This is a genomic window from Paenibacillus caseinilyticus (assembly GCF_027533645.1).
In the GTDB taxonomy this organism is placed as follows: domain Bacteria; phylum Bacillota; class Bacilli; order Paenibacillales; family NBRC-103111; genus Paenibacillus_G; species Paenibacillus_G caseinilyticus.
Window position 1 is genome coordinate 21284 of sequence record NZ_JAQAGY010000012.1, and the last position, 13864, is coordinate 35147.

Genomic DNA, 13864 nt, shown 5'->3' on the forward strand with positions numbered 1-13864 from the left:
GGCCTCCGGTACCCCCGGATTCCCCGCGGTTCCTATCCGAATCCATTGCCCTGCACCCGCCATTTTGTAAATGGGGAGCAGGGCTTTTTTGTGTGCGTGTCCGCCGCGGTGGCTAGGGGAACAAAAGGGTCTTGTTGGCGCTGGGGATTGCCTCTCCGCCTAGGCTGCACCGCGCCTTCCGGCGTATCATTTGCCCGGCCGCACGCCCGCGTTCAAGCGCTAGACTTCCACCGGGAATAGCATACCTTTGGCATGCGGGAAGACCTTGTCCCTTCGTTACTCCAACGCTCTTCTCTGTCTTTATTGTCCTATCTGCCTCCTGGGGGCATATACTTGGAGAGGCTGAGCGAACGGGAGACTCGGCCCGGCCCCAAAGGCCATCTTGGCTCTTGGACCGGCAAACCAGAACCGCAGAGGAGGAATGGACGTTGAACCGACGTGGATACGCTGGCAGAGGACCACGGGTACTGCTTCAATGGGCCGCGGCCTTGACTGTGATTGTGACGGTGGTGATCTCGGGACGGTGGTTCGTGACGGCAGGTACGTCACCTGCTTATGATGTTTTTCTTGACGGGGAATGGGTAGGTGCGGTATCCCATCCCGAGGTCGTAAGGCAGTGGAGGGACGAGCGGTATGCGGAGCTTGGCGAGGCCTCTTCTTCGCAGCCCTTGCACTCCAATCTCGAAGGGCTTTCGTTCGTACCGAAGCAGACTTTGCTTCCTACCCGGGACACGGGCTTGCGCACAGCGGAAGAGAGCCGGGTTCTGGCGGCCCTGGGCCATAAATTGCAAATAGACAAGTATGCGGTGGAAATTCGCGTAGACGGCCGGACAGTCGGCGTCGTAAGCGATATGGAGACCGCTTTTTCTATTCTGGAGAAGGTGAAAGCGCCCTACCTGATGGAGGCGGAAACCGGGACTGGGGTCCCTGCGACTGCACTTGCCGCCGGGTTCCAGGAAGCTGTGGAGCTTATGGAGCTCCCGGTGGTCCGCATGACTTCCTCCGCAGATGGATCTTCTTCTCCCGAAGAGGCGGATGCCGTCTATGCTAGGCTAGTCCAAGGGGAGGAGCAGCCGTTCCTCTATAACGTGAAGCAGGGGGATTGCCTGTCCTTGATCGCCGTCCGCCATGCGGTATCTGTGGAGGAGATCCGCCGGCTGAACCCGCAGCTGCGGGGCGATAGGATTCGGACCGGAGACGAACTGGCGCTAAGCCGTCCGAGACCGCTGCTGACGGTACGTGTCGAAGCCGTCCGAACGCGGCGGATTCCGCTGGCAAGCGGTGTGCGGTATGTGGATGATATGGAGATGAAGAAGGGGCAGGTGCGGGTGGCTTCGCAGGGACAGCAGGGGATCACGCTGGTGACCTACCGTACAGTAACGCTGAACGGGACGGAAGCGGAAGTGCAGCCGCTTGGGGAGGCCGTGCTCTCCGTTCCTGTGCCTTCCATAGTCCTGCGCGGAACGAAAGCGCCGGCGGACCGGGGGACGGGCCGCTTCGCGCTGCCGGTGCTGCAGCCCAAGGTCACGAGCGGGTTCGGCCGCCGGTGGGGACGGGCACATAACGGGACCGATCTGGTGTCGGAGCGCCGCGATATTCTGGCCTCGGACGCGGGACGCATCACCTTCGCCGGCTGGAAGTCCGGATACGGCCGGACCATTGTGATCGATCACGGCAACGGGTATGAGACGCTGTACGGCCATTTGAGCCGGATCGGCGTGAAGGAAGGAGAGGCTGTGGAGAAAGGGGAGAAGATCGGGGTGATGGGCAGCAGCGGCAACTCGACGGGGGTGCATCTGCACTTTGAGATGATCAAGGACGGGCGGCAGCTCAATCCGCTGCGGTATATTACCGTTCCTGCAGCGGCATAATCACCCGGAGGCGTTACCCGCAGGCTCCGGCCGACGCTCCCCTTGTGCGGCCCGAAGCCTGCGGTTCCCCCCTGCAGGTCATGCCGGCTTCCGCGTCTGCGGGGAGGCTCGGCATCTGCAGCTTCCGCGCTCTAGACGGAGGCGGGTTTGCAAATCGGTTCGAGAACCGCTACTCTAAACATAAAAGTGACCCGGGGATGTAAGGGTCCTCAGCTCATAAGGGATGGGGGAACATCAATGTTGTCGACAAAGTGGTTGTGGCGTTCGATCGGTTCGGCCGCCGTGCTGTCTACCCTGGTGTGCGTGTTCGGGTTCGGCTATACCGTAAACCAGATCATGTACCCGGAGCCGGCCCCGGCAGCGCTGACCGGCGATGAGGCGGCACAGCCGGCGGCGAAGCCGAAGGAGGAGGAAGCCTGGGCGGCCAAGAAGCAGATCCGCATCGTGGCGATCGGCGATTCTTTGACGGCCGGGACAGGGGATCTGGCCGGCAAAGGGTATGTGGGACATGTCAAAGACAAGCTCGCCCAGAAGCTCGGCAAGCCGGTCTTTGTGTATAATAACTTTGCCATACCCGGATTCCGAACGTATGATCTGCTGAAGGACTGGGACGCCAAGCGGGATATCGCGAAGTCCCTCGGCGAAGCGGATCTCGTGCTGATGACCATCGGCGGCAACGACCTCTTCGAGGGTGGGACAGGCATCTTCGGCGAGAACAGCGAGGGCTTCAATCCGCAGGCCGCGGCAGACCGGATCCCGGAAGCGGTGAAGCGGCTCGGAGAGATTCTGGACCGTACGTCGAAGGCGGCGCCGAACGCGCGCATTCTGTATGTGGGCCTCTACCATCCGTTCCTCGACCTGGATCCGGAGAAGGCAGGCGCGCCTGTCGTTCAGCGCTGGAATACGCTGGCGTTCGAAGCGGCTTCGAAGTATGCGAACGTGACTGTCGTACCGACGTACGACCTCTTCGAGCTCAACTTGAACAAGTACTTGTATACGGACCACTTTCATCCGAATGCGGCGGGCTATGAGCGGATCGCAGGACGGATTGTCGACGTATTGGACTAAGGGGGAGCGGGCATGGCAGGCAGGAAGGAAGCGGCGGGGAGCGTGCGCCCCGCGGGCAAGGGCCGGGATGCGGAGATTGTCCTCTCGGTGAACGGCGTGAAGAAGCGCATCGGCAAGCGACTCATCATCAAGGGCATCTCGTTCGACGTCCGGGCGGGGGAGATCTTCGGGTTCCTTGGGCCCAACGGCTCCGGCAAAACGACGACGATCCGGATGCTCGTCGATCTCATCAAACCGACAGAAGGGTCGATCGAGATCTGCGGCTACGACGTGACCCGGGAGCATAATGAGGCGCTCCAGTATGTCGGCTGCATCGTCGAGAATCCCGAGATGTATTCTTACCTCACGGGCTGGGAGAACCTGGAGCATTTTGCAAGAATGCTGCCCGGGGTGGACGCGGCGCGGATCCGCAGGGTGGTGGAGATCGTGGGGATGGATGAACGCATCCACGATACGGTGAAGACCTACTCGCTCGGTATGCGCCAGCGGCTCGGGATCGCGCAGGCGCTGCTGAACGATCCGAAGCTGCTCATCCTGGACGAGCCGACGAACGGACTCGATCCCCAGGGGATCAAGGAGCTGCGCGAGTTCATCCGAAGCTTGGCGGAGCAAGGGCTCAGCCTTTTCATATCGAGCCATCTGCTCAGCGAGATCCAGCAGATGTGCGACCGGGTAGCCATCATTTCGCACGGGGAGGTCATTACGGTCGGCGAGGTAGCGGCACTGGTCGACGAGAGCGTGACTACGGCACTCTGGAGCGCCGTCCCGGCGGACCGGGCGCTGCGGGTGCTGGAGAGTCAGCCGGGGGTCACCGTCCTCTCCAGCGAACTGGCGGCGGATACCGGGACGGAGAGTCCGGTCACCCTGGTGCCGAAGCTGGCGACGCAGCTGCCGCCGGAGAGCATCCCGGAGATTACGCGGCGGATGGTGGAGGCCGGCGTGCAGCTCTACGGCATCGAGATCAAGCATCCGACCCTGGAAGACTTATTCCTGAAGCTGACGGAGGGTGAGCGTATTGGTTAGCCTGTATCCCTTGGTCCAGAACGAGTGCATCAAGATCATCAAGAAGAAACGGCTGCTGGTCGTGCTGCTCATCCTGGCCGCCCTTATTCCGATGTTCACGTATGCCCAGCTGAAAGTCGCCCAAAATAACCTCAAGCAGTTCGGCACGAACGATTGGCGCGTAGAGCAGCGGCAGAAGATACGAGACTATACGCAGTCCCTGAGCTCCGGCCGGGTGCCCGAGGAGTGGAAGCAGTGGCGAAGGGTCGAAGTCAAGCTGGCGCAGTACTACTTGGATAAAGATGTGAATCCCGCCGAGCCGAACGGGGTAACCTTTACAAGAGAGTTCGTCAAGAACGCGGTCGGGCTGTTCATCCCGCTGATGGTGATGGTCATTGCCGCGGATATGGTCTCCGGCGAGCATACGACCGGCACGATCAAGCTGCTCTTGACCCGGCCCGTGCAGCGGTGGAAGATACTCCTGAGCAAACTGCTGGCCCTGATCTTGTTCACCTCGTTTGTCGTGATCGCCACAGGGGCGCTGTGCTACCTGATCTCGGGAGTTGTGTTCGGTTACGGCGGGTGGGATATGCCGATTTTCTTCGGCTTCCAGGTTGCCGGCACCGAGGTCGATTTCTCGTTCGTCCGTCCCGTGGAGCAGTGGCTGTACCTCATCATGGAATTCGGGCTGGTCTGGTATTCCGCGCTGGTGGTCGCCCTCATGACGCTGATGGTCTCCGTGCTGGTACGGAGTACGGCGGCCGGCATGGGCATTATGCTGGCCGTGCTCATCTCGGGCACGATCCTGACGAACATGGTCTCCTCCTGGGAGACGGCCAGGTATCTGTTCATGGTCAATCTCAACCTGACGATGTACCTGAGCGGGGCGCTTCCGCCCATCAAAGGCATGACGCTTCCGTTCTCGCTGGGTGTATTGACGGTGTGGGGACTCTTGTCCGTGATCGTCTCGTTCGCGGTATTCACGAAAAAAGATGTGTTGAACTAATCCGCCCAAGTGTTATAATGCTTGGTAGCTATTCTCAGTGGCACCCTTGTCCGAACGGATGTTCCTGTGTTACTGTATACGGGAGCGGACACACCGGCGGCCAGGGCGGCCGGGCGAAGGACGCAAGGGACGGATTGACATCAGGTTGGTAGGAGGCTGCAATGACGGATCAACTCGATTTGATAGGAAATGGGGCGGGATCGCCGGCCGATTACGGCGCGGATGATATCCAGGTGCTCGAAGGGCTCGTGGCGGTGCGCAAGCGGCCGGGGATGTATATCGGCTCGACGAGCACGTCGGGGCTGCACCACCTCGTTTGGGAAATCGTAGACAATGCCGTGGACGAGCATCTCGCCAAGCACTGTTCGCAGATTGACGTCACGATCCACAAGGATCAGTCGGTCACCGTGCAGGACAACGGCCGGGGGATTCCGACCGGCATGCATAAGACAGGCATACCCACACCCCAAGTGGTGTTTACGATACTCCACGCCGGCGGCAAATTCGGCGGCGGGGGATACAAGAAGTCCGGCGGGCTCCACGGCGTCGGCGCATCGGTGACCAACGCTCTCTCGGAGTGGCTCGAAGTGGAGATCTTCCGCGAAGGCAAAATTCACCGCCAGCGGTTCGAATACTGGATCGACGACAAGGGGATCGAGCATGTCGGGGAGCCGTCTACGGGCCTCGAGGTAATCGGCAATACCCGCAAGACCGGAACGAAAGTCACGTTCAAGCCCGACAAACGCGTCTTCCAGGGCGGAACGGCAATGAATTACGATACGCTGTATGAACGCTTACAAGAGATTGCCTTCCTGAACTCGGGCCTGAAGGTAACGCTGACAGACCTTCGCGCGGACAAGCAGGAGGCGTTCCAGTACGAAGGCGGCGCTTCGCAGTTCGTCCAGTTCCTCAACGAGGGGAAGGCCGTACTGCATGAGGTCATCCACTTTATGTCCGAGAAGGACGACATTGAAGTGGAAGTCGCCCTGCAGTACAACGACGGGTATACGGAGACGCTCGCTTCGTTCGTGAATTCGATTCCGACGCGCGGCGGCGGGACGCACGAGACCGGGTTCAAGGCGGCCTACACCCGAGTCATGAACGATTATGCCCGCAAGACCGGTCTGCTCAAGGAGAAAGAGAAGAACCTCGACGGGCAGGATCTGCGCGAAGGCATGATGGCGGTCATCAACATCAAGATGGGCGAGGTGGAATTCGTCGGCCAGACGAAGGACCAGCTCGGCAGCGCCTCGGCCCGCAGTGCGGTGGATGCCGTCGTGTCGGACAAAATGTCCGTGTTCCTCGAAGAGAATCCGCAGGTGGCCCAGATGGTCATGAAGAAGGCCATCCAGTCGGCCAAAGCGAGGGAAGCGGCACGCAAGGCGCGCGAGGAAGTGCGCAGCGGCAAGAAAGGCAAGAGCGAGAGCTCGAACCTCGGCGGCAAGCTGACTCCGGCGCAGTCGAAGGACTACACCCGCAACGAGCTCTTCATCGTGGAGGGCGATTCTGCTGGCGGCTCCGCCAAGCAGGGGCGCGACTCGCGCCACCAGGCGATTCTGCCGCTGAAGGGCAAGCCGATGAATCCCGAAAAAGCCAAGCTCCTCGATATCATGAAGAACGAGGAATATAAAGCGATTATCGCAGCGATCGGCGCTGGCGTCGGCCCGGAATTCGAAGTCTCGGAGAGCAATTATGCCAAAATCATTATTATGACCGACGCCGATACCGACGGCGCCCATATCCAGGTTCTGCTGCTGACGTTCTTCTATCGTTACATGAAGCCGCTGATCGATGCGGGCAAGGTATATATCGCCCAGCCGCCGCTGTTCAAGGTGACGAAGAAGGCGGGTAAGAACAGCTCCGTGCGCTACGCTTGGACCGACGAGCAGCTCGCGAAGCTGACGAAGGAGCTTGGGAAGAATCTGGAGCTTCAGCGCTATAAGGGACTCGGCGAGATGAATCCGGACCAGCTGTGGGAAACCACGATGGACCCGGCCTCGCGGACGCTTCTGCAAGTGCAGATCGAGGACGCCGCGAAGGCGGAGCGCCGGGTATCCACACTCATGGGCGATAAGGTGGACCCGCGTAAGCGATGGATCATCGAGAACGTGGACTTTACGGAATTTGAAGAATAAACGGGGGGCCTCTCGTGACCATACTCGAACAATTTTTGCCGGCCTTTCTCGAAGAGGTTGTAGGCGACCGGTTCGGCCGGTATTCCAAATATATTATTCAAGACCGGGCGATTCCGGATGTGCGTGACGGGCTGAAGCCGGTACAGCGCCGCATTCTGTATGCGATGTATGATGCGGGCAATACGCCGGACAAGCCGTACCGCAAGTCCGCGAAGACGGTCGGGGACGTCATGGGCAACTATCATCCGCACGGGGACTCTTCGATCTACGAAGGCATGGTGCGGATGGCCCAGCCGTGGAAGATGGGCCATGTGCTAATCGACGGACACGGCAACTGGGGTTCCATGGATGACGACCCCGCCGCAGCGATGCGGTATACGGAAGCACGGTTGTCCGAGATCGCGCTGGAGCTCCTGCGCGATATAGAGAAGCGCACGGTATTATTCAAGGATAACTTCGACAACACCACGAAAGAACCCGTGGTCCTGCCATCCCGCTACCCGAACCTTCTTGTTAACGGGGTCAGCGGCATTTCGTCAGGATTTGCGACCGAGATACCGACGCATAATCTACGGGAGATCGTCGATGCCTGTATCGCTCTGATCGACAAGCCGGATTCGACGCTCGAAGACCTGATGTCGATCGTCAAAGGCCCGGATTTTCCGACCGGCGGCATTATCATGGGCTCGGAAGGCATCCGGGAAGCCTATCGCACGGGACGCGGCCGGATCTATCACCGGGCACGCACCAGCATCGAAGACCAGCGGGGCGGACGGCAGACGATCGTCATTACCGAGATTCCGTATCAGGTCGTAAAGTCGCGTCTGGTGACGGCGATGGAGAACATCCGGCTCGAGAAGAAGATCGAGGGCATATCGGAAGTGCGCGACGAGAGCGGCCGCGAAGGACTGCGGATCGTCGTCGAATTGAAGAAGGATGCCGACGCGCAGAGCATTCTTGCCTTCCTGCTCAAAAAGACTGATCTGCAGGTAGCGTATAACTTCAACATGGTCGCCATCGTTAACAAGACGCCGAAGCAGCTCGGTCTGATCGATATGCTGGCGGCTTATATTGAGCACCAGAAGGAAGTCGTGACCCACCGCTCGCGCTATGAGCTCGAGAAGGCGGAAGACCGTGCCCATGTGCTCGAAGGGCTCGTCAAGGCGCTGAACATTCTTGACGAAGTCATCGCGGCCATCCGATCGTCGAAGAACCGTCAGGACGCACAGAACAACCTCGTCGAGAAATTCGGCTTCACCGAACGCCAGGCGGATGCGATTCTGACCCTGCAGCTCTACCGCCTGACGAATCTCGAGATTCATTCCCTCGAGAAAGAGCTGAAGGAAGTCCAGAAGACCATCGATACCCTGCGGGGCATTCTGGGCAGCGAGAAGAAGCTGCTTGCCGTGATCAAGAGAGAGATCGTCGAAATCCGGGATAAGTATGCCATCGCCCGCCGTTCCGACATTCAGGATGAAGTCGAAGAACTGAAGGTGAACCTGCAGGCGATCGTGACGGCCGAAGATGTCTTCGTGACCGTTTCCAATGAAGGATATGTGAAGCGTACGGGCAAGCTGTCATTCATCCGCTCGGGCGGGGAGATCGACAAGACCGGATTGAAGGAAGGCGACTATCTCCGGTATTTGTTCGATATCAATACGCTGGAGAACCTGCTCATCTTTACCCAGAAAGGGCAGTACTTCCTGCTTCCGGTTCATGCCATTCCGGAGTATAAGTGGAGGGAGAACGGGACAGCCATCGTCAATGTCATTCCGCTTCCGAAGGACGACCGGATCGTGCATGTCATGGCGCTGAAGGACTTTGACCAGCCGGACAAATCGCTTGTCTTCGTCACCCGCAAGGGGCAGGTGAAGCGAACCGAGCTTAAGGAATATGCGACGACCCGCTCGAGCGGTATCGTGGCGGTGAAAATCGGAGAAGGCGATGCGCTGCTCGATGTGCTGATGAGCACGGGCGGGAAAGATCTGCTGCTGGTATCAAGGCAGGGTCAAGCGATCCGGTTCAAGGAAGAAGAAGTGAATCCGATGGGCAGAGCGGCAGCCGGCGTACGCGGCATGCAGCTCAAAGAGGATGATGAACTTGCTGCCGCACGCTGGATCGATGGCGACGAGGGCGAAGTGGTGGTCATCACCGATATCGGGTATGCCAAGCGTTCGCTTGTGGCGGATTATGCGCTGCAGGGCCGCGGAGGCAAGGGCGTATTCACCTTCGAATTCAAAGAAGGCAAGCGGGTGAAGCCGAATGGAAGTATCTTGAGAAGCGCATTTGTCGTGAAAGAACCGTTCGACCTGACCGCGGTGCTGAGTACGGGAGAACGTACGACATTCTCGACCGAGCAGGCGCCGATCGAAGACCGCAAATCCACCGGCAAAGCGATCCTGCCGCTGAACAAAGGCGAGACCATATTGGATATTCTGAGACTGCAGTAGCATGCAGTCTCTTTTCTATATATACGTTCATATATCTCGTCAGGGCCCGATCCTGTAATCTTATATATCTTATAAACGCGCATGGCTTATGGGTCATCCATCCCGCATCCGGTTAATCGTAAGAACTGTAATCCTGCTCGAGCCGATCCATCAGCTTCAGCATCATCTGCAGCACAGCCCAGGCAGGCAGGGGTTCATCCAGCCGCTCGAGCCATCCGGCGTCATCGATAATTCCCCTGTGCAGCGCCTGCTCGCCAATGCTTTTTTTCCAAGATTCCATGTCTTTCACTCCTTGTCTTACACCGTTTGACAAGCTCCGCCCCCTAGGCGGGTGTCCCATGTGCAGTATATGTTGAAGCGCGTTGAATGGTACCTGAAACCCCCGGTTTATGTCCTAAAGTATTTAGATTGTTAACCTTTCATCTGCAGATGGACAATGCTATAATTAGGCAGGTAGCGGTAAGAGAATGGTGCTTCGGGAGTGATATGAAAAGTGGTAACTAGTGAATTTGCCAAGCTATGGTGGAAGCTCTCCAAAGATCTGCGAAGCCATATGGAATCGGAACTGGCCCCGACCTTGACGGAGGGACAGCTGACGGTACTCGAACTGCTGGTATACTCCGAACCCCAGAGGATGAAGCCCTCGGATTTCATCGATTATCTGACGACGACCCCCGCCGCGATCACCACGCTGCTCGACCGGATGGAGAAGGGCGGACTGATCGCCCGCGAACGCGACGAGAAGGACCGGCGTATCGTGTGGGTGCTGCTCACCGACAAAGGCCGCTCGGAATGCAGGCGCGGCGTCGCGATCCGCGAGCAGTTTCTGGAATCTTATCTGGGGCGTATCTCTTCTCACAATCAGCAGCTTCTCGTGTATTTGCTGGGCAAAGTGGCAAATGCGTAAACGCTAACATGGCTTGCATCCAACAGAAAAAACCCGGCGCCGCAAGTAAGCTCTGCGTGCGCGGGGTTTCTTTGTATTCTAGTATCTTTGTATTCTAGTATCTTTGTACAGCGTATCTTAAAGCTGGTACTGCGCTTCTTCCCACAGCAGCCAGGGGTAGGACCTCGGCGGCCGGGAGGTGAAGCGCAGCGGTTCTTTGGTCACCGGGTGGGCGAACTCCAGGATGCTCGACCATAGGGCAATCTGCTGGCCCGGCTGGGCCAGCGGACCGCCGTAGCGCTGGTCACCGACCAATGGGCAGCCGGTCGACGCGAACTGGACGCGGATCTGGTGGGGGCGTCCGGTGTGAAGCTCGACCTGCACCAGGGACAGGCCGTCCTGACCCGCCAGTACGCGGTAATCGAGTATGGCCTCCTTGGCCCCCGCCTTGGAAGCGGGCACGACCGACACCATATTCGTCCGTTCATTCTTCAGCAGGTGGTGGCGCAGCGTGCCCTGGGGTGCCTTCGGTTTGCTGTGAAGCACGGCGGAATACACCTTGCGGATGGTGCGCGTGCGGACCGCGTCCGACAGACGGGAAGCCGCCTTGCTCGTCTTGGCGAATACCATCACGCCGCCGACGGGCCGGTCCAGCCGGTGGACGAGCCCCAGATACACATTGCCCGGCTTGCCGTGGCGGTGCTTCAGATCCGCTTTGATCAGCGTGAGCAGATCGGGATCCCGCGATTCGTCCTCCTGGGTAGGCACATTAGGAGGCTTGACTACGACGATGACATGGTTGTCCTCGTACAGCACCGGTATGGCGGGAGCAGAAGAGCCGGCCATTGGCTTACGCCTCCCAGCGGCCCAGAATGCCGCACGGCAGATGCAGACCGGAAGCGGTAATCGGCAGGCCGATCTCGCCGCAGGTGATGTCTCCGCCGAACTTTGAGCCGAGCGAGAGCGTCAGAATGTTCTTGAGCACGGACGCCGACAGCCCGGTCGTGTAGGAGTTGATCAAGAAGAAGAGCGGCTGGTCCGAGAGAATGCTCATGCAGCTCTCCACGAAGGGATACAGATCCGTCTCGAGCTTCCAGGTCTCGCCGTTCGGTCCGCGTCCGTAGGACGGGGGATCCATGATGATGGCGTCATATTTGCTGCCGCGGCGCTGTTCGCGCTGGACGAATTTGAAGACATCGTCGGTGATGAAGCGGACCTGGCGCTCGCCGAGGCCGGAGAGCTGCAGGTTTTCTTTGGCCCACTGGACCACGCCCTTGGAGGCGTCCACATGGCAGACGTTCGCCCCGGCGGAAGCGCAGGCTACGGAAGCGCCGCCCGTGTAAGCGAACAGGTTCAGTACGCGGATCGGCCGGCCGCTGGAGGCGATCTTCTCGCGCATCCAGCTCCAGTTCACGGCCTGCTCGGGGAACAGTCCCGTATGCTTGAAGCTGGTCGGCTTAATATGGAACTGCAGACCGTTATAGGAAATCGTCCAGCGTTCGGGGAGCTGCTTCTTGTAGTCCCAGCTGCCGCCGCCGCTCGAGCTGCGGTGATAGTGGGCATCGGCATTCTTCCATGGCCCCGCGTCCTTCACCAAGGGCCATATAATCTGGGGATCGGGCCGCCGAAGTACAATGCTTCCCCAGCGTTCGAGCTTCTCCCCGCCGCCGGTATCGATAAGTTCGTAATCTTTCCAATCTTGTGCTGCAAACATGGGCTGTGACCATCCTTTTATCTTCATTTCGGCATCGCCCGCCGCAGGGCAGGCATTCCTATCTATTTTACACGATTCGGAGAGCGGACGCCATAAGCCGGGGAGTGTGGCTTCGCCCGGCGGGGCGGTACAAGAGGACGGAATGCCGGGAAGAGCCATCCGCTGGCCTGCTTGCATACGGACGCACCCCAAAGACCAGTACGCGCGCGTACTGGTCTTTGGGGCCAGAGGTGGGGTACAAGGGATCCGTACCTTCAACTCAGCAGCTTAAGATTAATGCTGGTGCTGGGCAGGATTCTCTTGAGCGGCTTCGCCTGCCGCCTGTTCTTCCTTCGGCAGCTCGAGCTTCTCGATGAGCGCAGGAAGCTCTTTCTCGATGAATTGGTTGTAGGCGGGCTGCAGCGCGTCACCGGCCAGCTCGTTCTTCAGCTGATCGAACGTGCGTACCGTACGGGATTCAACGCGCATCACGTGATAGCCGTATTCGGTTTCGACCGGATCGCTGATTTTGTTCAGCTCCAGCTCAACAGCCGCTTTCTTGAAGGCTTCGACCCAAGAGCTTACGGGCGCATTCTCATAGAGACCGCCGGTGTCCTTCGAGCCCGGGTCTTCGGTGTTTTCCTTAGCGAGCTTCGCGAAGTCTCCGCCGGCACGGAGTTTGGCCGTGAGCTCGTCGGCTTTTTTCTTTGCTTCTTCTTTCGTGCGGATTGTTTTCCCCTGGCCGTCGGTGAGCCCGATCAGAATATGGCGCACGGATGCCGTTGTAAACGCATTCGGATCTTCCTTCAGCTTCGCGTCATAGGCGGCTTTGAGCGATTCGTCGGTCACACCCGCTTTCAGTGCGGCTTCCACGCTCTTCATGCCTTCGAAATACCCGCGCAGTTCCTTCTCTTCAAGTCCTTTCGCAGCCAGCAGGGCGGCGAGGTCCCCTCCGGACTTAGCGAAATCTTCTTTGAACTTACTGAACTGTTCGTCGACCTTCGGCTGAAGTGCGGCGCGGTCCGCCTCGCTAAGACGCGAGGAGAGAATCCGGATGGAGATGATCCGCTTCGCGATATTCTCCTGGTATTCCGGCTGTTCCTTGTAGCCCTCGCTGCCTGGGCTCAGTACCGCTTCCATATTCATATACCGGTCGAGCTCGCCGTAAGTGAGCTGTCCGCCTTTATACGTTGCGATGACCGCGCTGTAATCGAGCTTCTTGCCGATCCAGATCCGGTTGTTGTCGCCGTCCCACTCCACCTTCTCGCCGAGCGCTTCGCTGACGAACCGGAGCGGTACATACGTCGTGCCGTTGTAGATGAAGCTTTGGCCTTGCTCCGCCGTCGGCTGCTTCTCCACGCCGTCGAACAAGTATTTAATCTCGCGGAACACGACTTCAATCTGGGAGGCTCCGGCCGCATAGACGGCGGATCCCGTAAGCATGGTGCCGAGCGTCAGCCCGAGTACCAGGCCTTTGAACTTGTCATTCATTTATGAATTCATCCTCTCCATGGGTCAGTCCTCTCACATATTCCACGGGCTCCAGTGAAATCCTTCTTTGTAGACGACAAAATAAGGCGGATTCTGCGAAGTATTGTCGCCCGCCGTTTCTTGACAAACCAGGTGGAATCTGCATGAATTGTCAATTCCACATTTTGAAGGAAAGCGCGCTCATTTTTCGCCGAATCGGCAACATTTTCAAGAAACGCTGGAGGAATTTATTCACTTGCGTAGTATTTGTGTAAGTAGAGAT

General features: G+C 58.7%; 11 protein-coding genes. 7 read left to right on the top strand and 4 right to left on the bottom strand.

Translation table 11 applies throughout. The features are described from left to right. Positions 1–428 precede the first annotated feature (428 nt). The 6 genes from O9H32_RS18210 to gyrA all read left to right on the top strand — a co-directional run bounded on the left by O9H32_RS18210 (position 429) and on the right by gyrA (position 9532). Positions 429–1871 carry a LysM peptidoglycan-binding domain-containing M23 family metallopeptidase gene (locus O9H32_RS18210; RefSeq protein WP_269867553.1) on the top strand — a complete coding sequence of 481 codons (1443 nt, stop codon included), beginning with the start codon at positions 429–431 and terminating at the stop codon, positions 1869–1871. Between the two features lie 237 nt (positions 1872–2108). Further along, a complete protein-coding gene (locus tag O9H32_RS18215; protein ID WP_269867554.1) occupies positions 2109–2939 on the top strand; it encodes a GDSL-type esterase/lipase family protein in 831 nt (276 codons plus the stop codon). Positions 2940–2951: 12 nt separating this feature from the next. After that, on the top strand, positions 2952–3962 hold the full coding sequence (locus O9H32_RS18220) for an ABC transporter ATP-binding protein (RefSeq protein ID WP_269867555.1): 1011 nt from the start codon (positions 2952–2954) through the stop codon (positions 3960–3962). Then, entirely contained in the window at positions 3955–4947 is a 993-nt protein-coding gene (locus O9H32_RS18225; protein WP_269867720.1) for an ABC transporter permease, read from the top strand. Before O9H32_RS18220 ends, O9H32_RS18225 begins: the two co-directional genes overlap by 8 nt. 161 nt (positions 4948–5108) lie before the next feature. After that, positions 5109–7082 (top strand): DNA topoisomerase IV subunit B, encoded by a 1974-nt coding sequence (gene parE / locus O9H32_RS18230; protein WP_269867556.1) that lies wholly within the window; start codon positions 5109–5111, stop codon positions 7080–7082. Positions 7083–7096: 14 nt separating this feature from the next. Then, positions 7097–9532 (top strand): DNA gyrase subunit A, encoded by a 2436-nt coding sequence (gene gyrA / locus O9H32_RS18235; protein ID WP_269867557.1) that lies wholly within the window; start codon positions 7097–7099, stop codon positions 9530–9532. 112 nt (positions 9533–9644) lie between these two features. On the opposite strand, the gene O9H32_RS18240 is transcribed toward gyrA, so the two are convergent. Then, entirely contained in the window at positions 9645–9812 is a 168-nt protein-coding gene (locus O9H32_RS18240) for a hypothetical protein (protein ID WP_269867558.1), read from the bottom strand. 213 nt (positions 9813–10025) lie between these two features. Between O9H32_RS18240 and O9H32_RS18245 the strand changes: the two genes are divergently transcribed. Next, entirely contained in the window at positions 10026–10439 is a 414-nt protein-coding gene (locus O9H32_RS18245) for a MarR family winged helix-turn-helix transcriptional regulator (protein ID WP_269867559.1), read from the top strand. Between the two features lie 117 nt (positions 10440–10556). On the opposite strand, the gene O9H32_RS18250 is transcribed toward O9H32_RS18245, so the two are convergent. From O9H32_RS18250 to O9H32_RS18260, 3 genes are all read right to left on the bottom strand, one after another. After that, a complete protein-coding gene (locus O9H32_RS18250; RefSeq protein WP_269867560.1) occupies positions 10557–11264 on the bottom strand; it encodes an RluA family pseudouridine synthase in 708 nt (235 codons plus the stop codon). A gap of 4 nt (positions 11265–11268) precedes the next feature. Then, entirely contained in the window at positions 11269–12132 is an 864-nt protein-coding gene (locus O9H32_RS18255) for a class I SAM-dependent methyltransferase (protein ID WP_269867561.1), read from the bottom strand. 273 nt (positions 12133–12405) lie between these two features. After that, positions 12406–13602 carry a peptidylprolyl isomerase gene (locus O9H32_RS18260; protein WP_269867562.1) on the bottom strand — a complete coding sequence of 399 codons (1197 nt, stop codon included), beginning with the start codon at positions 13600–13602 and terminating at the stop codon, positions 12406–12408. Positions 13603–13864: the final 262 nt, after the last annotated feature.